Origin of the sequence: Streptomyces sp. NPDC048361 (genome assembly GCF_040651795.1) — a bacterium.
In the GTDB taxonomy this organism is placed as follows: domain Bacteria; phylum Actinomycetota; class Actinomycetes; order Streptomycetales; family Streptomycetaceae; genus Streptomyces.
The window spans coordinates 1-21,606 of sequence record NZ_JBEZKW010000050.1; the positions used below are offsets into that span (position 1 = coordinate 1).

The 21,606-nt window shown below is 70.4% G+C and carries 21 protein-coding genes; 12 read left to right on the forward strand and 9 right to left on the reverse strand.

Going from position 1 to position 21,606, the window contains the following annotated elements:
* The 8 genes from AB0D31_RS25475 to AB0D31_RS25510 form a co-directional block, all read left to right on the forward strand.
* Nucleotides 1-395, forward strand: a 395-nt coding sequence (locus AB0D31_RS25475; RefSeq protein ID WP_362727309.1) for a sigma-70 family RNA polymerase sigma factor, incomplete at its 5' end; no start/stop codon positions are given.
* A 125-nt stretch (nucleotides 396-520) separates the two neighbouring features.
* The gene (locus AB0D31_RS25480) at nucleotides 521-940 is read left to right on the forward strand and encodes an SsgA family sporulation/cell division regulator (RefSeq protein ID WP_362727311.1); all 420 of its coding nucleotides are present in this window, start codon (nucleotides 521-523) and stop codon (nucleotides 938-940) included.
* Nucleotides 941-1,196: 256 nt separating this feature from the next.
* Nucleotides 1,197-1,370 carry a CsbD family protein gene (locus AB0D31_RS25485; protein WP_267057888.1) on the forward strand — a complete coding sequence of 58 codons (174 nt, stop codon included), beginning with the start codon at nucleotides 1,197-1,199 and terminating at the stop codon, nucleotides 1,368-1,370.
* A 130-nt stretch (nucleotides 1,371-1,500) separates the two neighbouring features.
* Nucleotides 1,501-1,857: a PRC-barrel domain containing protein gene (locus AB0D31_RS25490; RefSeq protein WP_362727313.1), complete on the forward strand. Its 357-nt coding sequence runs from the start codon at nucleotides 1,501-1,503 to the stop codon at nucleotides 1,855-1,857.
* 41 nt (nucleotides 1,858-1,898) lie between these two features.
* Nucleotides 1,899-2,369, forward strand: coding sequence for a DNA starvation/stationary phase protection protein (locus AB0D31_RS25495; protein ID WP_362727315.1), 471 nt, complete (start codon nucleotides 1,899-1,901; stop codon nucleotides 2,367-2,369).
* A 169-nt stretch (nucleotides 2,370-2,538) separates the two neighbouring features.
* On the forward strand, nucleotides 2,539-3,765 hold the full coding sequence (locus AB0D31_RS25500) for a PP2C family protein-serine/threonine phosphatase (protein WP_362727316.1): 1,227 nt from the start codon (nucleotides 2,539-2,541) through the stop codon (nucleotides 3,763-3,765).
* 112 nt (nucleotides 3,766-3,877) lie between these two features.
* Nucleotides 3,878-4,522 (forward strand): NAD(P)H-dependent oxidoreductase, encoded by a 645-nt coding sequence (locus tag AB0D31_RS25505; protein ID WP_362727318.1) that lies wholly within the window; start codon nucleotides 3,878-3,880, stop codon nucleotides 4,520-4,522.
* A 198-nt stretch (nucleotides 4,523-4,720) separates the two neighbouring features.
* Complete coding sequence (locus tag AB0D31_RS25510) at nucleotides 4,721-5,293, forward strand: DUF4142 domain-containing protein (protein ID WP_362727320.1); 573 nt, start codon at nucleotides 4,721-4,723, stop codon at nucleotides 5,291-5,293.
* Between the two features lie 74 nt (nucleotides 5,294-5,367).
* Here AB0D31_RS25510 and AB0D31_RS25515 read toward each other — a convergent pair whose 3' ends face one another.
* Nucleotides 5,368-7,104: an MFS transporter gene (locus tag AB0D31_RS25515; protein WP_362727322.1), complete on the reverse strand. Its 1,737-nt coding sequence runs from the start codon at nucleotides 7,102-7,104 to the stop codon at nucleotides 5,368-5,370.
* Between the two features lie 238 nt (nucleotides 7,105-7,342).
* Nucleotides 7,343-9,361 (reverse strand): GtrA family protein, encoded by a 2,019-nt coding sequence (locus tag AB0D31_RS25520; protein ID WP_362727324.1) that lies wholly within the window; start codon nucleotides 9,359-9,361, stop codon nucleotides 7,343-7,345.
* A gap of 104 nt (nucleotides 9,362-9,465) precedes the next feature.
* Between AB0D31_RS25520 and AB0D31_RS25525 the strand changes: the two genes are divergently transcribed.
* Nucleotides 9,466-10,437 carry a glycosyltransferase family 2 protein gene (locus tag AB0D31_RS25525; protein WP_362727325.1) on the forward strand — a complete coding sequence of 324 codons (972 nt, stop codon included), beginning with the start codon at nucleotides 9,466-9,468 and terminating at the stop codon, nucleotides 10,435-10,437.
* Nucleotides 10,438-10,539: 102 nt separating this feature from the next.
* The gene (locus AB0D31_RS25530; protein WP_362727327.1) at nucleotides 10,540-11,226 is read left to right on the forward strand and encodes a DUF402 domain-containing protein; all 687 of its coding nucleotides are present in this window, start codon (nucleotides 10,540-10,542) and stop codon (nucleotides 11,224-11,226) included.
* Here AB0D31_RS25530 and AB0D31_RS25535 read toward each other — a convergent pair.
* Nucleotides 11,140-11,976, reverse strand: coding sequence for an NAD(P)H-binding protein (locus AB0D31_RS25535; RefSeq protein ID WP_362727329.1), 837 nt, complete (start codon nucleotides 11,974-11,976; stop codon nucleotides 11,140-11,142). The genes AB0D31_RS25530 and AB0D31_RS25535 overlap by 87 nt on opposite strands.
* Before the next feature lie 88 nt (nucleotides 11,977-12,064).
* Between AB0D31_RS25535 and AB0D31_RS25540 the strand changes: the two genes are divergently transcribed.
* Together AB0D31_RS25540 and AB0D31_RS25545 are read left to right on the forward strand one after the other, a co-directional pair.
* Nucleotides 12,065-12,481 carry a helix-turn-helix domain-containing protein gene (locus AB0D31_RS25540; RefSeq protein ID WP_362727331.1) on the forward strand — a complete coding sequence of 139 codons (417 nt, stop codon included), beginning with the start codon at nucleotides 12,065-12,067 and terminating at the stop codon, nucleotides 12,479-12,481.
* A 136-nt stretch (nucleotides 12,482-12,617) separates the two neighbouring features.
* On the forward strand, nucleotides 12,618-12,809 hold the full coding sequence (locus tag AB0D31_RS25545) for a hypothetical protein (RefSeq protein WP_362727333.1): 192 nt from the start codon (nucleotides 12,618-12,620) through the stop codon (nucleotides 12,807-12,809).
* 252 nt (nucleotides 12,810-13,061) lie between these two features.
* Here AB0D31_RS25545 and AB0D31_RS25550 read toward each other — a convergent pair whose 3' ends face one another.
* The 6 genes from AB0D31_RS25550 to AB0D31_RS25575 all read right to left on the reverse strand — a co-directional run bounded on the left by AB0D31_RS25550 (nucleotide 13,062) and on the right by AB0D31_RS25575 (nucleotide 21,573).
* Nucleotides 13,062-14,426, reverse strand: a complete 1,365-nt coding sequence (locus AB0D31_RS25550) for a GH1 family beta-glucosidase (RefSeq protein ID WP_362727335.1) — start codon at nucleotides 14,424-14,426, stop codon at nucleotides 13,062-13,064.
* Nucleotides 14,427-14,458: 32 nt separating this feature from the next.
* Entirely contained in the window at nucleotides 14,459-15,352 is an 894-nt protein-coding gene (locus AB0D31_RS25555; protein ID WP_362727337.1) for a carbohydrate ABC transporter permease, read from the reverse strand.
* Nucleotides 15,345-16,337, reverse strand: a complete 993-nt coding sequence (locus tag AB0D31_RS25560; RefSeq protein ID WP_362727339.1) for a sugar ABC transporter permease — start codon at nucleotides 16,335-16,337, stop codon at nucleotides 15,345-15,347. Before AB0D31_RS25560 ends, AB0D31_RS25555 begins: the two co-directional genes overlap by 8 nt.
* 14 nt (nucleotides 16,338-16,351) lie before the next feature.
* On the reverse strand, nucleotides 16,352-17,668 hold the full coding sequence (locus tag AB0D31_RS25565; protein ID WP_362727341.1) for a sugar ABC transporter substrate-binding protein: 1,317 nt from the start codon (nucleotides 17,666-17,668) through the stop codon (nucleotides 16,352-16,354).
* Between the two features lie 330 nt (nucleotides 17,669-17,998).
* Nucleotides 17,999-19,039 carry a LacI family DNA-binding transcriptional regulator gene (locus tag AB0D31_RS25570; RefSeq protein WP_362727343.1) on the reverse strand — a complete coding sequence of 347 codons (1,041 nt, stop codon included), beginning with the start codon at nucleotides 19,037-19,039 and terminating at the stop codon, nucleotides 17,999-18,001.
* Nucleotides 19,040-19,137: 98 nt separating this feature from the next.
* Nucleotides 19,138-21,573 (reverse strand): glycoside hydrolase family 3 C-terminal domain-containing protein, encoded by a 2,436-nt coding sequence (locus AB0D31_RS25575; RefSeq protein WP_362727345.1) that lies wholly within the window; start codon nucleotides 21,571-21,573, stop codon nucleotides 19,138-19,140.
* Between the last annotated feature and the right edge of the window lie 33 nt (nucleotides 21,574-21,606).

A 21,606-nucleotide genomic window follows, 5' to 3' on the forward strand; every position in this document is an offset into this window, starting at 1 on the left:
GGGAACTCGCCGCGCACCTCGACATGGACGAGGAAGAGATCGTCGAGGGCCTCGTCGCCTCCAACGGCTACACCGCCGGCTCGCTCGACATGTCCGCGGACACCGAGGACGCGGGCGGCGCCGCCGGAAACCGGAGCCGCACGCTCGTCGACTTCCTCGGCGAGGACGACCCGGGCATGGAGAAGGTCGAGAACCTCCAGTCCCTCGCACCCCTGATGGGGGACCTGAGCGAGCGCGAGCGCTCCATCGTGAGCATGCGGTTCGGCCTCGAAATGACGCAGTCCGAGATCGGAGCGGAGCTCGGCGTCTCCCAGATGCAGGTCTCACGCCTGCTGTCGCGCATCCTCACCAAGCTCCGCGCCGGCATGACAGAGACCGACACCGTACGCGCCTGACGCGCCGGCGGCTTTCGACCGCCCGCGGCACATGCGGCGGGACCCCGATGCGGGCCGGGGTCCCGCCGCCGCTCGCTGCACTCCCGACGGACGACGCCTGCCCGAGCCGATGCTGGAGGCGATCCTTGGATTCCCTGCGCGAGACCGTGTTCATGAACTTGGAGGCCGGTGGGGCGGAGCGCGTCCCGGTGGTCACCCAGCTCACCTACGAGGCCGACGACCCGTTCGCGGTCGGCCTCCGCTTCGAGCTGCAGGAAGACATCGCCGTCGTGTGGACGATCGAGCGGGACCTGCTGGCGCAGGGGCTGCACCGAGCGATGGGCGACGGAGACGTCCGGGTGGCCCCCCGGACCGTCGACGGACGCCGCGAGGCACGTATCGAGCTCGCGGGCTGCGGGCTCGACGGCGCCTGGGGGTGCGCGGTCTTCTCCGCGTGGGAACCCGCCGTGCGCCATTTCCTGGAGAAGACGTACGAGATCGTCCCGCCCGGCCGGGAACAGGTCGACGTGGACGCGTTCCTCACCGAGATCCTCACCGCCGGCTGATCCGTAGCCCCTTGCCGTCCGACCGCACCGGCCCGTGCCCGGCTGATCCGTGCGCCATCCATCAGTGTCCGGCCCGCACCGGCCCGTGCCCGGCTGATCCGTACGGACCCGGCTCGTCCCGTTTGAAATCGTCCGGAGCGGCCAGGCGTATGGATGTCGACGCACTCGGCCCCTACGTATACGTGGTCGACGCGCTCGGCCCCTACGTAATCGATCCATAGGGATCCACGGGATCCACGGTGGAGGCGCATCACATATGTCTGCCGACAAGAAAGCCAAGGCGAAGACCGAGCAGGCCAAGGGCAAGGCCAAGGAAGCGCTCGGCCGTATGACCGGCAACGAGCGGCTCACCGCCGAGGGCCGCATCGACCAGGTCAAGGGTGAGACCCGCGAGGAGAAGGAGAAGGCCAACGAGGCCTTCAGGCGCTGACCGCAGGCGCACGTGGGGAGCGCGCGCCAATGCGGTTCCGGCACGGACGGCGTTCACACTGCCCACCGCGCACGGTCCGACGACGCGGCTGAAGCCCGCCGCGACAACGAACGGAAGGGACGTCCCGCACATGAACAGCGATCTCGATCTCTGGGGTTTCAAGGACACCAGCGGCCATCTCGCCGGGGTGGATCTGCGCGGCTGGAAGGTGGAGGCGGCCGACGGGTCGATCGGCAAGGTCGACACCCACTCCGACGAGGTGGGCTCGGCGCACCTCGTGGTGGACACCGGGCCGTGGATCTTCGGCAAGCGTGTCCTGCTGCCCGCCGGCACCGTCACCCGCCTCGACCCGGACGACAACAGGATCCACGTCGCGCTCACCCGGGAGCAGGTCAAGGACTCGCCGGAGTTCGAACCGGCCACCCACCTCGACGACCCCACGTACCGCGACATCATCGGCCGGTACTACGGCGGTCCCCTCCCGTAAACCCGTCTCGTCCTATCTGGAAACCGAATGGGAGTGAAGCAGTGTCTGTCGTGAAGAGTTCGCTGTCCGATGCACAGCTGAAGGTCGTCGGTTCGGCCCTTCAGGGCGCGCTGGTCGATCTGGTCGATCTGTCGCTCGCGGCCAAGCAGGTGCACTGGAACGTGGTCGGTCCGCGTTTTCGGTCGGTGCATCTTCAGCTGGACGATGTGGTGACGACGGCCCGGCAGTATTCGGACACGGTGGCGGAGCGTGCCGCGGCGCTGGGCGTGAACCCGGACGGGCGTGCGGCGACGGTGGCCGGGGACAGCGCGGTGCGTACGGTGCCGGAGGGCTGGATCAAGGACTCCGATGCGGTGGAGATCCTGGTCGTGGCGCTCGGCAAGGTCGTGGAGCGGATGCGGGAGCGTATCGCGGCGACCGACGAGCCCGACCCGGTCAGCCAGGACCTGCTGATCGCGCTGACGGCCGAGCTGGAGAAGCACGCCTGGATGTTCCAGGCCGAGAACAGCTGACACCACCCACGTCACACGGAGCGGGGCGGCCCAGGGAGGCCGCCCCGCTCCGTGCGCTCGCGACCGGCCGAACACAAGGGGCGGGACCCTGTGCGGGATGACCGGCCGAACACAGCGGGCGGGACCCTGTGCGGGATGTGAGACTGCCTCACAAAGGAGGTGGTCGGCGATGACCTCGGAGGACACGTGGGACTCCGGCTGCGGTGAGCGGCTGCTGGAGGATCTGCTCGCCCAGGCACACAGCGCGACCCCGATGGACCTCCCTGTCCTGGTCAACCGATGCGCCGAGGCGTTCGGCCTCGGCGAGGTCGTCATCTATCTGACTGACCTTCAGCAACGCCGACTGGTCCCGCTCACCGAGGGGCTGGCGACCCTGGACATCGACGCCTCCGTCGCCGGCTGGTGCTACCGGACCGTCTCCCTGCGCATCGAGGACGTGGAGACCGGCGTCCTGTGCCTCTGGCTCCCCGTGGTGGACGGGGCCGAACGCCTCGGTGTGCTCGGCGTACGGACCCGCTCCGTGGACGCCGTACGCCTGCGCCGCTGCCGCATGCTGACCGGGATCGTTGCGATGGCCATCACCTCCAAGCGCGCCTACAGCGACAGCTTCGCCCGCAAGGCGCGGACCGAGCGCATGCAACTGCCCGCCGAGATGCTCCGCGCCTTCCTCCCGCCGCGCACCATCGGCAACGCGCACGTCGTCTCCACCGCCGTCCTTGAGCCGGCGTACGAGATCGGCGGGGACGCCTTCGACCACTCCCTCACCCAGTCCACGCTGCACGCGGCGATCCTCGACGCCATGGGCCACGACCTCGCCTCGGGCCTGACCACTTCGGTCGCCCTCGCAGGCTGCCGCAACGCACGACGGGCCGGGGCAGGCCTTCTCGAACTCGTCGAGACCATCGACCAGGCGCTCGCCCAGTGGCTGCCAGACAAGTACTGCACCGGCATCCTCACCCAACTCGACCTCTCTTCGGGGCTGTTCAGCTGGTGCAACTGCGGCCATCCGCCGCCCGTCCTGATCCGCGACGGCCGCGTCGTGGCCGGCGCGCTCGAACGTGTCCCGCAGCCGCCCATGGGCCTGCCCGCCAGGTTCAGCGACGACCCGCGTGCCGTCCACGAGGTGGCGCTGGAGCCCGGCGACCGCGTCCTGCTCTACACCGACGGCGTCACGGAGGCCCGTACGTCCGGGGGCGGCGAGTTCGGCATGGACCGCTTCACGGATTCCATCATCTTGGCCATCGCCTCCGGGGAACTGGCCGCCGAGTCGTTGCGCCGCCTCATCCACGCCATCCTCGATACCGAGGACAGCGACCTGCGCGACGACGCCACCATGCTCCTCATCGAATGGTGGCCGCCCACCAAACCCGGCCAGGGCGCCGCGCGCCGGGCCTGAGCACGCCCGGCCGGTCGGACGGCTCCGTCCGGTGGGTGGCGGCCCACCCCGCAAAGGGAGTCCGATTTGTTCCGGGGTGATAGGGCGACGTGCGGCGGGGCAGTAGGGAGGCATGGATACGAATCAGACGCACGCCGATGCCTCCGCCAATGTCCCGCTGAGCGCCGTCGCGCTCGTGTGCACCTTGTCCCCCTCCCCGGCCGAGTCCAGCTCCCAGCTGCTGGCCGAGCAGACGATGAAGTCGCTCGCCGAGCACGGCGTCACCGGCAAGGTCATCCGCGTCGTGGACCACGACGTGAAGCCGGGCGTGGAGACCGACATGGGCAACGGCGACGCGTGGCCCGAGATCCGCGACAGCATCCTCGGCGCGGACATCCTCGTGATCTCCACACCGATCTGGCTGGGCCACCCCTCCAGCGTCGCCCAGAAGGTCATGGAGCGCCTCGACGCGGAGATCTCGGAGACCGACGACCAGGGCCGGCCGCTCGTCTACGGCAAGGTCGCCGCGGTGTGCGTGGTGGGCAACGAGGACGGAGCACACAAGGTCAGCGCCGACATCTTCCAGGGACTCAACGACATCGGTTTCACGCTGGCACCCGGCGCGGTCACCTACTGGGTCGGCGAAGCCATGCAGGGCACCGACTACCGTGACCTCGCGAGCACCCCCAAGACCACGGCGAGCACCACCGCCACCCTCGCCGCGAACGCGAGCCACCTGGCGCGGCGCCTCAAGGCGGCCCCGTATCCGGCCTCTTGACCCATCGGCGGCCCCCGTTCCGCCCCGCGGCCCCGCCCGGCGCCCGCCGCGTCCGTCACGCTGAGTGATCTGGACGGGCGGGCGCCCGTGCGCCGACCTACGATGATCCGCGTTGAGCAAAGTCCGGACGGACACCCCCACGCGCCGTCCGAACGCCTACGTGGCCCTCATCAGGTCCACGGACACGTGGAGGTCCCCATGCGATTCACCCACACCTGCGCAACCGCCGCCGCCGTCACCGCGCTGGCCCTCACCGGCGCCGCGCCCGCTTTCGGCGCCGCCAGCCCCTCTGCCAGCCCTTCCGACACCACGGACGTGGTGTTCCTGAAGGCGATCCACCAGTCCAACCTGGCCGAGATCGCCGCGGGCAAGGACGCGCGTACCCATGCCAACGGTGCCTGTGTGAAGCAGGTCGCCGACATCATCGTGCGTGATCACACCACGCTGGACAGCAAGGGCGCCGACCTTGCCAAGAGCAAGAGCATCACGCTGCCGAAGGAGGCGACCGCGGCCCAGCAGAAGAGCCTGTCCGCGCTGAAGCCCATGAACGGGACCAAGGCGTACGACGTCGCCTGGCTGAAGGTCCAGAGCAGTGGGCATCAGCAGGCGCTCGCACTGATCGACAAGGAGCTGAAGTCCGGCACCGACAGTCAGATCAAGGCCGCCGCCAAGGAGGCACGGCCGATCGTGGCCGGCCACCTGAAGATGGTCGAGGGCGGCGTCTGCCACACCCCGGCCTCGTCCTCGCCGAGCGCCTCGCCCCAGCGGTGACATGACGCCGCCGCCCCTCAACTCCGCCGTTTCGTACGGGAGTTGAGGGGCGGCGGCGTTGTCGCGCGGCCTCGCTACTGGACCGGGACCGGCAGCATCAGGTCCACGGTCACCGCGCCGTCACCGCCGTGGTGGGTGGCCGCCGACGCCAGCGGCGCGTGGCCCGCGGCGTTCGCGGCCAGGACGTACGGGCCACCCTGGGGGACCGGCACCGCGTAGCGTCCGCTCTCGTCGGTGTGGGCGGAGCCGGCCTGGCGGCCGTGGCGGTCGATGAGGGTGACCTTGGCACGGGCGACCGGCGCGCCGGACGCGCCGACGACCTGTCCGTGAAAGGCGGCGAGCGCCTCGGTGACCCGCTCCAGGACCGCGTCCTCCTCGCTGCTGGCCCGCAACTGCGGCAGGGCGGCCGGACGGCCCTTGGGCAGGAACGCGGCGAGCAGCAGACCGCCGGCGACGGCGCCCGTGGCGATCAGGAACGAGACGCGGAAGCCGTGCATGGTGGGCAGCGCGACCGAGCCGAAGTTCTGCGACGTGTTGGCGAGCACCATGCCGATGACGGCGCTGGACACCGATGTGCCGATGGAGCGCATCAGCGTGTTGAGGCCGTTGGCCGCGCCCGTCTCGGACGGATCGACCGCGCCGATGATCAGCGCCGGAAGCGAGGAGTAGGCGAGGCCGATACCCGCGCCGACGATCACCGAGATGACGATGGTCTGCCAGGCCGCGCTCATCAGGCCGAGGCCCGCCCCGTACCCGATGGCGATGATCAGCATGCCGAGGATGAGGGTCGTCTTCGGGCCGTACTTGGCCGAGAGGCGGGCGTAGAGCGGCGCGGTCAGCATCATCGTCAGGCCGAGCGGCGCCACGCACAGGCCGGCGACGACCATCGACTGGCCGAGGCCGTAACCGGTGGCCGAGGGGAGCTGGAGCAGCTGGGGCAGGACGAGCGAGATGGCGTAGAAGGCGACGCCGACCATCGTCGAGGCGAGGTTGGTGAGCAGGACCTCACGCCGGGCGCTGGTGCGCAGGTTCACCAGCGGCGCCTTGAGCCGCAGCTCCATCACGCCCCACAGGACGAGGACGACGACGGCCGCGCCGAGCAGGCCGAGCGTGGTGGTGGAGCCCCAGCCCCAGTCGCTGCCCTTGGTGATGGGGAGCAGCAGCAGGACCAGGCCTGCGGAGAGGCCGATGGCCCCCAGCACGTCGAAGGTCCCGGCCGCCTTGACCTCGCTCTCCGGTACGAAGACGAGGGTGAGCGCGATGGCCACCACGCCGAGGCCGGCCGAGCCGAAGAACAGCGCGTGCCAGTCGGTGTGCTGGGCGACCAGGGCGGCGAGCGGAAGCGCGAGCCCGCCGCCGACGCCTATGGAGGAACTCATCAGCGCCATCGCCGAGCCGAGCTTCTCGCGCGGCAGCTGGTCGCGCATCAGGCCGATGCCGAGCGGAATGGCGCCCATGGCGAAGCCCTGAAGGGCGCGGCCGCCGATCATCACGAGGAGCTGGCTGGTGAAGCCGGCGACGAGCGAGCCGACCACCATGATGGCGAGGCTGGCCAGGAGCATGCGGCGCTTGCCGTACAGGTCGCCGAGCCGGCCCATGATCGGGGTGGCGACGGCGCCGGCGAGCAGGGTCGAGGTCATGACCCAGGTGGCGTTCGCGGGCGAGGTGCTGAGCAGGACCGGCAGGTCCTTGATGACCGGAACGAGCAGCGTCTGCATCACGGCGACCGTGATGCCGGCGAAGGCGAGTACGGGGACGACACCGCGGGTGCCGCGTGACGCGGCCTGCTGGTGAGGTGTCGGCTGGGACATTGCGGGGCCTCCGGAGGCGTCGAGTGGTCGGCGGCGGCACCCGCTGGGGGGTACGTGCGGGATAAACCCGTTTCCCCAGGCGACTATTCCGTAGGCGTCCGATAAGTACGGTACGGGCGCCAATCTTGACCCGGATGGGGAATGCTTGACCTTCCCATTGCCTTCGGGGTGGATGTCGCGGTGGCTGGGGGCGGCGTGTGCGAGGGCGTGGCGGCTGGGGGTGAGGGTGTGTGAGGGGTCAGCCGGCCACGGTGACGTCCTCATGCGGACCCGAGTCGTCCGTGTCGCTCGACAGAACCGGCGCGGACGTGGCGAGGTGCTCGGGCGGGGCCGGCGCCGGCTCGGTGTGGGCGTCGACGGGCCCGGCGGCCCGGCCGGCCTCGGCGCGGCGGCGCGCCAGGTGGCCGATCAGCACCGCCGCCACGCCCACGGTCCCGGCGAGCGCGGGCCAGTACACGTAACGGAAGTTGGACTGCGGCGCCGTGGGCAGGTAGGCGAGGATGTACAGGGCCGAACTGGCCCCGAGCAGACGGAGTTCCCGGGAGTAGGGGCCGGCCCAGCGGCGGCGGAGCGCGAACACCAGGGAGAGGGCGAACCAGAACCAGCCCTGGAAGAGCATCGGCACGTCGTGCACGAAGCCCGTCACATAGTTGCGCAGGGTGAACTTCAGGGACTGGTTGACCGGCGCGCTCTTCAGGGCGTCCAGCTTGGTCGCGGAGCCGTCGTAGAACGGCAGGTTGCCCTGGAACAGCAGCTTCGAGAACACGCGAGCCCGGTACGCGATGTAGCCCTTCCAGTGCCCCGGCATCTGCTGGGTCCACATGTGGGTCAGAACGTCGGCGTTCTGGCCGAGTTCGGTGACGCCGCGCGACGGGTCCCGCGGGTAACAGTTGAAGTACACGTCGGCCGGGATCCGCCGCCTCGCGCAGACGGCCGCCGCGGTGACCAGGCGGCTCCGGAAGTCGGCGCTCGCGCCGGCCTGCTCGGCCGCGGGGCCGATCTCCGCCGGGGTCAGCACATGGGTGAGGTCGTCCAGCGGGATCTGCGCGTACTGGCGGGTCGCCACCGGGTCGGTGGCCTGCGACACGCCGATGCTGCACACCGCCGTGGTCACGAGAAGGATCCCCGAGGCGGCCAGCCAGCGCCGGCGGCCCGGGGCGGCCCATACCGCGAGCACCAGGAGAACGAAGACGGGGACCACGGCGGGCAGGCCGTTCTTGCGAACCAGGACGGCGTAGGCGAGGAACAGCACCCCCAGGACGAGCAGCGCCCAGCGCGGCCTGGTCCGGCCGGGCGGCAGTTCACGCGCGGTGAGCGCCACGGCGACCGCCGCGAGCAGGGCGTACGCCATGTGGACGTCCTTCCACACCACGCCGGTGAAGGTCAGGATCTGCGGCGTGAGCCCGACCGCGAGCATCACCAGGGAGAGCCCGCGGCTGCCGGTCCTCCTCCACACCAGCCGGGCGAGGACCCAGAGCGATGCCCACAGGACGGCGCTCTGCAGCGCCGCCATGGCCGAAATGGCGCCGGTCGTGTGGATGAGGATCCGCCACAGCAATGCCATCACCGGCGGATGCCAGTCGGTCACCGGCCGTTGGCCCAGGGCCTGTTGCAGCTGGTCGCTACTGTCCTGGCTCAGATACCCCGGGTGGAAGACGGTGGTGACCGCCAGAGCGCAGAGCGCGGCGATGGCGCCGAGGCACCACGGCCAGAGCGTCCCGCGGCGCCAGGCGCCCTCCAGGTCCTGGGTCCATCTGCTGACGGTTGCGGGCACGGGGGTGGGGTCCTTTCCGGCGGGTGTGAAGACCAGGGTGCGGTAGGCGACGAAACGGAGCACCGTAGCGGCCGCCCAGCCGATGAGCCGGGCCGCGTTGTCGCTCAACGGCGAGCCGAGACCGCGGAGTTCACGCGAGACGAACACGGGAACGGCGGTCACCGCCATGCCCGCGAGGTTGACGGCAACGAACCACGCGACCTCGCGACGGTCGACGGCGCCGCGCCGGGTCCGATAGGTCCAATGGCGATTGCCGAACCAACTCACCACCATCGCGAGCAGGGTGGCCACCACGGAAGCGAGAACGGGTGTCGTCCGCATGATGCCGCCGCCGGCGGAGGACGAGCCGACGATCAGCAGATTGAAACTCGCCGTCTCCACCACGAATGCGACCGCGCCGACGACACCAAAGGCCGCGACCTCTCGCCAGATCTTCCGCACCCATTCGGATACGACTCGCCTCAAATCCGTGAGTTGCAGCATGACTAGAACGTAAAGGTAAGGAAGCTCAATGAACAAGCTGAGGTACCATCTGGTCACTCAGCGCCCCGAACCACTGGATTTTTTCACATAATGAGGGTCCCCTGATGCATCCGGCGATTGTGTGTGTCATTCCCTGTTACAACGAGGAAGCCGCGATCGGAAAGGTCGTCGGCGACCTTCGGGCCACCCTTCCCGAGGCGGTCATCTTCGTATATGACAATGCGTCCACGGACAATACCGTCGCCGAGGCCCTGAAGGCCGGCGCCCTCGTGCGGCACGAGCCGCGCAAGGGAAAGGGCAATGTGATCCGCCGAGCCTTCGCCGACATCGAGGCCGACGCGCTGCTCATCATCGACGGGGACGACACCTACGACGCCTCACGCGCACGCGAGATGGTGGACCTGCTCTTCGAAGGCCCCTACGACCAAGTGGTCGGCGCCCGCCGGGAGATCGTCGAGACCGCCTACCGGGCCGGTCACGCGGTCGGCAACCGGCTGCTCACCGGCACGGTGCGCTCCCTGTTCGGCAACGACGTGAGCGACATGCTCAGCGGCTATCGCGTTTTCTCGCGCCGCTACGTCAAGTCCTTCCCCGCCCTGTCCAGGGAGTTCGAGACCGAGACCGAGATGACGGTTCACGCACTCAGTCTGCGTCTTCCCACCGCTGAGATGGAGGTCGACTTCAAGGACCGCCCGGCCGGAAGCGTCAGCAAACTGCGCACCTATCGCGACGGCTGGCGCATTCTGAAACTCATCCTCGGCCTCGCCCGCCGCCAGCGTCCCTCACAATTCCACGCCGCCATCGCCGCGTTGCTGACCCTGGTCTCCCTGATCCTGGGCCTTCCGCTGGTCACCGAATTTGTCCGGACGGGCGCCGTGCCGCGTCTTCCGACGGCCGTGCTCGCGGCCGCGATCATGATCATCGCGGTTCTTGTGCTGATGGTCGGATACATCCTGGAGTCCTTCATGCACATGCGTCAGGAGCAGGCCCGGCTTGCCCATCTGAGATATCCGGCCCCGTACCGCGGCGCGGACTTCGTACCGGAATTGCTGCGGGACTCGGCCGGAGGTTCCTGAACACGCCTGGCTGGGCGGCGCATTCGGATGCGTAGGTGCGCAGGCTGCAATGCGGCCCCCCCTTTTCGGCCGGGCGGGGCACAGCGCCTAGGGTGGTTCGGCATGGAGCCACGTTTTCGCCGCGGTGACGTCATCGCCAGAAGAGAAATCCTCGACGGACGCGAGTGGATGGTCTATCCCCTGCGTGTCGTCGCCGACGACGGGGTGCTGCTCGCCGCCTATCTCGCGACGGGCACACCGATCACCTTCGGCGGCGGCACGTTCAGGTGGGGCCTCCACCCCTGGGTCCACTTCGAGCACACCTGGCAGTCGGACGGCGTGCTCCAGTTGCAACGGGCCGGCGACGGGTACTCCGTGTGGGCCCGGTTCTCGGGCGGTGAACTCCAGGACTGGTACGTCAACTTCCAGGCACCCCTGCGCCGTACGGCCGACGGCTTCGACACGCTCGACCAGGAACTCGACCTCGTGATCACCCCCGACGGCTCCTCCTACATTTGGAAGGACGTCGACCACTTCGAGGACCGGGTACGCTCCGGCGGCTTCGGGCCGGACGAGGCGGAAGCCGTGCGAGCGGCGGCCGCCGAGGTCGTGGAGCTGATCGAGAACGGTGAGCGGTGGTGGGAACAGTGGCGTGACTGGCGCCCGGGGCCCGGATCCTTCGAGGTCCCCGGCCCCCTCGCCCTCGCCGCGGAGCCGTCCGCTTCAGCCGCACCGGCGCAGGACGGGACGTATCGCGGCCGCGGTGTCCGACGCGACGGTGAGCGGGTCGGTGAGAGGCCTGCCGAGTAGCCGGACGAGGCCGGGGCCGGTGTCACCGAGGTAGCCGTGGCGAACACCGGTCGCGATCGAGGTGAGCATCGGCGGCTGGAACGGCAGCAGGGAGTCGTCGGCGAGGAGCCGGGCCCGGTAGGCGCCGAGCGAGATCGTGTGGTGCGCGACGCCGAGGCGTTCGGCGACATCGGTGGCGGTGATCGGCTCGCCGACCAGCTCGTAGGTCCGGCCGGCGTGCGCGGTCGGGTCGCCGGCGACGACAGCCGCGGCCGCCGCCAGGTCCGCCCGCGCCACCGCGGAAAGGGCCCCGTCGCCGAACGGCGATTCCAGGGTGTCGGCGGACCCGTCGGCGCTCCAGGTCAGGAGAGCCCCGAACAGCTCGGCGTACAGCCCGTTGCGCAGGAGCGTCCAGCCCAGTCCACTTGCTTTGATCATCCGCTCCGTGGCCCGATGGGCGAGCGCGAAGCCGAGGTGGTCGCCGCCGCCGGTCAGGCTCGTATAGACCACGTGGCGCACACCGTCGCGTACCGCGGCGTCGAGAACGGCGCGGTGACGCGCGACGACGCGATCGTCCTCGGCGTAGCCGGCCGAGACGAGGACCAGCGTCGCAACACCGGTGAGGTCCAGGCTCTCGGGGTCCTCGAAGTCGAGGTGGCGCTGTCCGGTCGCCGGTGTGCGACTTCCGCCCAGGGCAGGCACTTTGCGCTCGGCCAGTTCCTGGAGTGCGAGGGAGGCGAGCTGTCCCTGAGCGCCGGTCACCATGATCATTGCGGTTCTTTCCCCTGCCGTGGTTCTCTTCGGTAACTACGGTAAGGATCTTCAACCGGCCGCTGTCGGCTCACAAGGAGGCAGTCTCATGTCAGTGACGCACACCGGGGTAACCGCCGCCGGCCTCGAACCGTGCGGACAGCCGGACCATCCCGACTGCGGAATCCGGGACGTCCTCGACCGGATCGGCGACAAGTGGTCGGTTCTCGTCATCGTCGAACTCGCGGGCGGTGCGCTGCGGTTCCGAGAGCTTCAGCGCGCCGTCCACGGGATCTCGCAACGCATGCTGACCCTCACGGTGCGCCGCCTTGAGCGGGACGGCCTGGTTCTTCGCACCGTGTACCCGACCGTGCCGGCCCAGGTCGACTACCGGCTCACCGAGACCGGCACGAGCCTGACCCACCTCGTGAAGGCTCTCGCCGACTGGTCGCTCGACCACCGGGCCGGCATCGCCGACGCCCGTCGGTCCTACGACAGCGCCCACCCCGACCACGACATCCGCTGACCGGCGCCCCGCCCGGGATCCTCCGGACCGGCTCGACCCCCTTTCGGGGGAATGTACGCGGGGGCGCGCGTCAGAGGCCGCACGCCGGGCAACCGGCGTACTGCGGGGACGTGTTGGCGGACGAAGGGGAGACCAAGTGCTCAGTGATCAGGACTGTTCCGTGTGCGCGGGGCTGCGCCGAGAGGCCGAGGCGAATCGCGCCGACGTCGGTGACCTGCTCCTGCGGGTCCAGATCCATGAACTCGGAGCCCACCGGGACCAGCACATCCGACGCCGCGCCGGGTCGGACCGCGCCCCGCTGGCGTACGACGGCTCCCTCGCGCGCTGAGCCCCACGCCCCAGGCGTCGTCGGGGGCCGGGCCGGTTAGGGCAGCAGTTCGGCCCGGGCCGTCAAGTTCCTTGCCCTGTACGTCTGTTGAGGTGTCCCAGGGTGGATCACTGGACGTACTCGCGGACCTCGTCGCTCCGCTCCTGGCGCGACCGCGTCCGGTCCCGGCCGGGCGTGCGCCACGCCCGGATGGGCCCGCGCGGTGGGCAGACGCGCCACCCGCCCGCCGCCGCGCCCCGCGAAAGCGCAGGCTCAAGCGGCCCGGCCGGCCCGTTCGCGATGTGTGCGGATGAGCTCCGCGTACCGGTGTCCGCTGCCCTTGATGGTGCGGGCCTGGGTGGCATAGTCGACGTGGACGAGACCGAAGCGCTTGTCATAGCCGTACGCCCACTCGAAGTTGTCGAGCAGGGACCACGCGAAGTAGCCGGCGAGCGGGGCACCCTTGCGGGCGGCGGAGGCGCAGGCGGCGAGGTGGCGCTCCAGATAGTCCTGCCGCTCGGGGTCGTCGACGGAACCGTCGGCACGAACCGAGTCGGGGTAGGCGGAGCCGTTCTCGGTGACGTAGATCTTCCGGGCGCCGTACTCGTCGGTGAGGCGGAGCAGCAGGCTCTCGATGCCGCTCGCGTCGATCTCCCAGTCCATGCCGGTGCGCGGCACGCCGTCGCGGCGCACCGAACGGGCGTACGGCGCGGGGCCGTTGGGGTCGTCGGTGACGTACGCGGGGAAGTAGTAGTTCAGTCCGAGCCAGTCCAGAGGCGCGGCGATCGTCGCCAAGTCGCCGGTGCGCTCGGGGAGTTCGACGTCGTACACCTCGCGCATGTCGGCGGGGAAGCCGCGGCCGTGGACGGGGTCGAGCCACCAGCGGTTGGTGTGGCCGTCCACCCGGAGGGCTGCGGCCAGGTCCTCGGGCCGGTCGGAGGCCGCGTGGACGGGGGAGAGGTTGTTGACGATGCCGATCTGGGCGCCCGGGGCCGCCGCGCGGACGGCCTGGACCGCCAGGCCGTGCGCCAGAAGCAGGTGGTAGGAGGAGCGGACCGCTGCGGTCAGATCGGTCAGCCCTGGCGCCATGCGGCCCTCCAGGTGGCCGATCCAGGCCGAGCAGAGGGGTTCGTTGAGGGTGGCCCAGTGCGCGACCCGGTCGCCGAGGCGCTCGGCCACGGCCGAGGCGTACGCGGCGAAGTGCTCGGCGGTCGCGCGCTCGGGCCAGCCACCGCGGTCCTGCAAGGTCTGCGGCAGGTCCCAGTGGTACAGCGTCACGGAAGGGGTGATGCCCGCGGCGAGCAGACCGTCGATCAGCCGGTCGTAGAAGTCGAGGCCCTTCGGGTTGACCGGGCCGTCGCCGCCGGGCATGACGCGCGGCCAGGCGATCGACAACCGGTAGGCATCCACGCCCAGTTGACGCATCAGCTCCACGTCCTGCGGCCAGCGGTGGTAGTGGTCGCAGGCGACGTCCCCGTGGTCGTCGTTGTCGGTCTTCCCGGGGGTGTGCGAGAAGGTGTCCCAGATGGACGGGGTGCGGCCGTCCTCGTCGACGGCCCCCTCGATCTGGTACGCCGAGGTGGCCGTGCCCCACAGGAAGTCGTGCGGAAGTGCGGCGAAGTCGATCGGTGCGGACACGGAAGTCCCTTTCACGGTACGGGAGTTGACGGTCACTTGACGGCGCCCGCCGTGAGACCGGTGACGAGGTAGCGCTGAAGCAGCAGGAATCCGGCGACCACGGGCACGCTGACGACGAGTGAGGCGGCCATGATCTGGTTCCAGTACACGTCGTTGAGGGTGGAGTAGCCCTGGAGACCCACGGCGAGGGTGCGGGTGGCGTCATTGGTCATGACGGACGCGAAGAGCACCTCGCCCCATGCGGTCATGAAGGCGTAGACGGCGACCGCGACGATGCCGGGGATGGCGGCCGGCACCACCACCCGGAACAGCGCGCCGAGCGGACCGCAGCCGTCCACGAGCGCCGCCTCGTCCAGATCGCGCGGCACCGAGTCGAAGTACCCGATCAGCATCCAGATGGAGAACGGCAGCGAGAAGGTGAGATACGTCAGGATCAGCCCGCCGCGCGAGCCGAACAGCGCGATGCCGGTGGCGTTCCCGATGTTGACATACAGCAGGAACAGGGGCAGCAGGAAGAGGATGCCCGGGAACATCTGCGTGGACAGCACGGTGACCGTGAAGACCCGCTTGCCGCGGAAGGAGTAGCGGCTGACGGCGTACGCCGCGAAGACCGCGATGGCGACCGAGCAGACCGTCGCGGTGCCCGCCACGACCAGCGAGTTCATGAAGTAGTGCGCCAGCGGCACGGTCGACCAGATGTCGATGTACGGGCGGATCGTGAGGCTGCTCGGCAGCCAGCGGAACTTGCCCGACACGTCCTGGAGGGGCTTGAGGGAGCTGGACACCATGACGTACACGGGCAGCAGGACGAAGCCGGTGATCAGGGTGAGGAAGATCCGCCGTGACCACAGGAACGAGCGCGGCGGTGCCATCGGCGACGGGGGAGTGCGGTGGTGCGCCCGCGGCGCCGCGACGGTGCTAGGCATCGGCCGTCTTCCTTCCTCGGGAGGTCACCAGCAGATAGACACCCGTCACGACCAGCAGGAAGAGCAGCAGCAGGACGCTCATCGCGGAGCCGGTGCCGAAGTTCCAGGTGACGAACGACGCCTGGTAGATGTGGATGGAGATGAGGTCGGCGGCCTCCGGAGCGGACTTGCCGAACAGGACGTACGGCGTGTTGAAGTCGTTGAACGTCCACAGGAAGAGGACCAGGACGAGCACCTGGTTGACCGGGCGCAGCGACGGCAGGGTGATGCGGCGGATCTGCTGCCACAGTCCCGCGCCGTCCAGGGCCGCCGCCTCGTACAGCTCCCGCGGGATGTTCTGGAGTCCGGCCATCACGATGAGGAACGCGAACGGCCAGCCCTTCCACACCGATACGGTCAGCAGGGCGTAGAAGCTGTTGTCGCCGAGCAGCCAGAACGACGGCTTGTCGGTGAGGTGCAGCTGGTCGTGCAGGACGTGGTTCACCAGGCCGTTGTCGTGCTGGAACATGAACGCCCAGGTGATGACGGCCGCGTACACCGGCAGCGCGTACGGCACGAGGAAGATCGCCCGCAGCAGGCCCCGGCCGCGAAAGGTGTCCTGCATGTAGACGGCGGCGGCGGTACCGATCAGCCAGCACAGGCCGACGGAGAGCAGGGTGAAGGAGACGGTGACGAGGAACGAGTGCAGCAGTGCCTCGCCGACCGGCCCGTTGAAGTCCATCGACAGCTTGTAGTTGCCGAGGCCGGACCAGGGGGCGGTGCCCCAGTCGCGGATGTAGAACTGGGTGAGCTCCTTGAAGCTCATGGCGATACCGATGACCATCGGCACCAGGTGGACGAGGAGTTCGAGGAGCAGAGCGGGCAGCAGGAGCAGATACGGCAGTGCGATGCGCCGGATCCGCCCGGGGCGGCGCGGGCCGCGCGCCGCCCCGGGGGAGTTCTCGGGCGCCGCGCGGGTGCCGGCTTCGGGGGCTGTGGTCGTCATGACGGTGTCCGGGCTCACTTCGCGGGCATCTGCTGCTCGGCCTTCCGCAGCCGGGCCTTCACCGAGTCGGTGGTCACCGCGCGGCCGGCCGCCGCCTCGGCGAACAGGTCCTTGACCGCGGTGCCGACGGCCGTCTCGAACTGCGACTCGTCGGGCACCTGGGGCAGCGCCTGCGCGCTGGAGGCGAGGGTCTGACGGAGCACCGCCGTGCCCTGGGCGTTGAACGCCGGGTCCGACTGGGCGGTCTTGACCGGCGGGATGGAGCCGTACGCGGTGTTGAGGATCTTCTGCTCGGCGTCGCTCGTCATGAACTTCACGAATTGGGCCGCGCCGTCGAGGTTGTGGGTGTTCTTGAAAACCGCCATGTTGATGCCGGCCACCATGGAGTTGGTCTGCGCACCGGCCCCCGGCGCCCCGGACTGTACAGGTGCGGCGGCCACGCCCCACTCGGAGTCCTTCATGCCGAGCGACTTGAAGGTGGCCGACGCGGTCTGCCAGAGCACCATGCCGGTCTTGCCCTTGGCGAAGTCGCTGAGCGACTGGTTCTGCGCGTACTCGGCGTTGCTCACGCCGACGATCTTGTCCTTCGCCATCAGGTCGACGTACTGCTTGACCGCCGCGACCGTGCCATCGCTGGTGAAGCTGGGCTTGCCGTCCGCGGTGAAGAAGTCCGCGCCGTGCTGCTTGGCGAGGACGAAGACCTGGTGGATGTTGTTGGACAGGTTCGACCCCTCGGCGCCGAGCCCGTTCTCGCCCTTGGCCTCGATCTTCTTCCCGTCGGCGACGAGTTCGTCCCAGGTGGTGGGCGGCTTGGCTATGCCGGCGTCGGCGAAGACCTGCTTGTTGTAGTAGAGCGCGTACGACATCGAGTACAGCGGCACCGCGGCCGGGTCCTTGCCCTGGGCGCCGGTCGAGCCGAGCGCCGAGTCGACGAAGCGGTCCTTGCCGCCGATCTTGGCGAAGTTCGCGGCGTCCCACGGCAGTAGGGCGCCGGTCGCCTGGAGCGAGGCGCTCCAGGTGTTGCCGATGTTCATCACGTCCGGGCCCTGGCCCGACGTGGTCGCGGTCAGGATCCGGTTCAGCAGATCCGACCAGGGCACGACCTCCAGCTTCACCTTGATGCCCGACTGCTTCTCGAACTTGTCGAGCTCGGGCTTCAGGACCTTCTCGTCGACCGAGATGCTTGCGCCCTGGTTGGAGGCCCAGTAAGTGAGCGTCTTGGGCGAGTCGTTGGACCCGCCGCCGGTGGACGAACCGCCGCCGCAGGCCGTGGCCGCGAGGGCGAGAGAGAGGGTGGCGGCGCCTGCGGCCGCGGCTCTGATGGTGCGCATGGCCTGGTGGTCCCTTTCCGGGAGTCGAAAGCCGTGGGCCCCTTGGGGAGCCGACGCTGCGTTCGACTCCTGAAGGCCCATAGGGCTTAATTTAAGACGTGAGTTAAGCGGCGTCGTGAGTGAGGCGTCAAGAGGTAAAGCAGGGTGTCTCATCCAACGAACTCGTCGGCCGGGCACCGAACAGCCGGACGGGGTGAGGGTGTTCATCCCACCCGGCACGAGCACCGCCAGGGGCGCGGGAAACTGCGCGGCCGGCCCCGCACGGTCCGCACCCGAAAGCACAGCGGCTGGGGCTTCGCCCCAGAGGGGGTCGGGGGTGCGGGAACCCCGCTAAGCCGTGGCCCGTACGACCAGTTCGGGGTCGAAGACCACGGACGTGGGATCGACCCGCTCCCCCCGGATGTGCTCGTCGAGCAGCCGCGCCATCTCCGCCGCCATCGCCTCCACCGGCTGCCGCACCGTCGTCAGCGGAGGACGGCACGTCATGGCGATGGCGGAGTCGTCGAAGCCGATCACCGCGATGTCGTCGGGCACCCGCCGCCCCCGCTCGCGCAGCAACTGGCAGGCACCCTGGGCCATGAGGTCGTTCGCCGCGAACACGCCGTCCACATCGGGGAGTTCGTCGAGCAGCCGCGCCATGGCGGAGACCCCGCTGTCCAGAGTGAAACCGCCCTCGGCGACCGGCACATAGGGATGGCCGTTGCGGGCCATGGTGTCACGGAAGCCCGCGAGCCGCTCCTGGCTCGCGGCCACGGCGAGCGGCCCCGCCACGGTGGCGGGCCGGCGGCAGCCGCGCGCCAGGAGCCGTTCCGCCGCGAGCCGCCCGCCGTCGCGGTGGTCCAGATCCACATAGCTCAGCGGAACGGGCCGCGGCGGGCGGGCGAACAGTACGGCCGGCAGCTTCGCAGCGGCCAGCAGCGTGGGCAGGGGATCGTCGGCATGGGTGGAGACGACGAGCGCGCCGTCGGCGCGGCCCTGGCGAAGGTAAGTGAGCACCTCGTGGCGGTCGTCCGCCGACTCGGCGAACATCAGCACCGGGTGCATCGAGCGCGGGCGCAGAAAGCCCACCACACCGGCGACCACCCGGCCGAAGAAGGGGTCGGCGAAGACCCGCGCGGCGAACGCCTCCTGGCTCTCGTCCGGCCCGCTGCCCGCACCGGAGACCACCAGCGCGATGGTCTCGGCGCGCCGAGTCACCAGCGACCGTGCGGCCCGGTTGGGCGCGTAGCCCGTCCGGTCGATCGCGCGCTGCACCATCTCCTGGATCGCCGGGTCCACGTTGCGGACGCCGTTCACGACACGGGAAACAGTCGCGCGGGAGACGCCGGCCTCGCGGGCGACATCCTCCAGCGTGGGGGCCTGCCTGCTCATGCCCGCACCCTAACGGCACCCCGGGGACACCGTATAGAGCGCTCTCCCCAGCGCGCTTCTCCCTCCTCGCACGCCGCGTCGCAGCGAGGGTGACCTGCTCAGTCATTCCCCCGCACCTCCAGGTCGCGCCACAGCGGCACATCCCCCGCCGAACGGCCCGCAAGCACCCGGCACGGCCCCGACTCCACACGCCACTCTCCGCCTTCCTCGTCCCAGTGCCGCAGCAGCCGGGCGGGCACCTCCACCCGTGCCGTCACCGTTTCCCCCGGGCGGGCACACACCGCGGCATGCCCCGCGAACCACCGCTCGGGGTGCTCCACCGCGGCGCCGGGCCGGGCCAGATACACCTGGACGACCTCACGGCCCGTACGCGTACCGGTGTTGCGCACCCGCACGCGCACGGTGAAGGCGTCACCCGCGCGCACCTCGTCCGGCCCCGTCAACTCCTCGTACGACCACGTCGTATAGCCAAGCCCGTGTCCGAACCAGTAGGCCGGCGTCCGTGCCGACCGGAGCCAGCCGCGGTGCCCGACGTGGACGCCCTCGGTGTAGGTGAGCCGCCCGTCGACGGGGCGCAGGTCGGTGACGGGGGCGTCCGTCAGCACCGCGGGCCATGTGGTGGGAAGGCGCCCGCCGGGCTCCGCGCGGCCGAACAGCACGTCGGCCAGCGCCGTGCCGCCCTCCTGCCCCGGGAACCAGGACAACAGCACTGCCCCCACCTCGTTCCGCCAGGGCATCTCCACCGGTCCGCCGCTGTTGACGACGACTACCGTGCGGGCGTTGGCCGCGGCCACCTCCCGTACCAGGGCGTCCTGTTCGGGCCCGAGCGTCAGGCTGGTGCGGTCGCGGCCCTCGCACTCGTCGTACTCCGTCGTGCCGACGACCACGACCGCCACATCCGCCCGGCCCGCGGCCCGGCCGGCCGCGGCGACGGCCGCCACCGCCTCCGGGGCGGGCGGCGCGGCGCTCACCACGACCGCGCGCCCGGAACCCGGCGCCAGCTCGCGGCGCGCGACGAGCACCGGAGTGCTGCCCGCCGCCAGATGCACCCCGGCCGTGTGCAGCGGAGGGGTGACGTGGACGAGGGCCGGATCGTCGGTCTCCTGGGGGAAGTCGCCGGCCAGGACGTCCCTGCCGTCCAGCCGCAGGCTCATGCGGCCGAACCCGGCGATGCCCAGCGTCCACCGGCCCGTCTCGGGCGGATGCAGCCGGGCACTGATCTCCACAGTGTGTGCACCCGGCGGCACCGGCGGCTCCAACTGCCGAGCGCTGGAGCGCAGTTCGCGATGAAGCTCGCGCCCTCCGGCGTCGAGGACGCGCAGCACGATGCCGGGAAACGCGGAGTCCGGGGCGGTGCACCACGTGCCGTCCAGCGGGGGCGGCGGCCCGGCCGGCGCGGGGCCGGGAACGTGCACGACCTTCGCACGGCCGCGCAGCCGGGCCTGGATGCCGTCCAGGAATCCGACCTCGGTATGCGGGAACACCCCGGCGCTGCCACCGCCCTGCGTGCGGGTCCGCACGGCGTGCGCGCCGATGACCGCGACGCTCACCAGTCCGTCGGGGTCCAGCGGCAGGACGCCCCCGTTGGCGAGCAGGACGGTGCCCGCGGCGACGGCACGGCGCAGCAGCGCCCGCGTCCGCCCCGGGCGCAGGCCCGCCCGCGCGCGGGGGCGGGGCGGGCCCAGCGCGCCGAGCCAGTGCGACTGTCGCAGCAGATGACGTACCTTCTCGTCCACGGCCTCCGGGGCGACCTCCCCCGCCTCGACCGCACGCACCAGCGCCTCGCCCCACACCCCCTCCGGACCCGGCATCACCAGGTCCAGGCCGCCACGTGCGGCCGGCCGTGTCGCGCGCACTGCCCCCCAGTCGGAGACGACGACGCCGTCGAAGCCCCATTCGCCCCGCAGGACTCCGTCAAGCAGCGGACTCGCCGTGGCAGTCGTCCCGTTGACCGAGTTGTAGCCGGCCATGACGAACCGGGCACCCGCCGCCACGGCCGCCTCGAACGGTGCTAGATACACCTCACGCAGGGCGCGCTCGCCGACCCGTACGTCGACGCTGAGCCGGTCGGTCTCGGAGTCGTTGGCCACGAAGTGCTTGGCCGTGGCCGCCACCCCGTGCGCCTGGATGCCGCGCACCAGGGCGGCACCGATGCGGCCGGTCAGTTCCGGGTCCTCCGAGAAGCACTCGAAATGCCGGCCGCCCAGCGGACTGCGATGCAGGTTGAGGTTGGGCGCGAGGACCACATGCACGCCCTTGCGCCGCGCCTCCAGGGCGAGGAGGGCGCCGAGCCGCTCGACCAGCGGCTCGTCCCAGGTGGCGGCGAGCGCCGTGGCCGACGGCAGCAGGACGGCGGTGTGCCGCTCGTCCCACGACGGCCCGCGCACACCGGCCGGCCCGTCCGACATCACCCACGACCGCAGCTCGACCGCAGGCTCCGCCGCGGTGCTCCACGTGTCGGCCCCGGTCAGCAGCGCGACCTTGGCCCGCAGCGTGAGCTTGTCCAGCAACCGGTCGAGCTCGTCGTCGCTCATCCCTGCCCCGCTCATCCCGGCTCCGTTCATCGC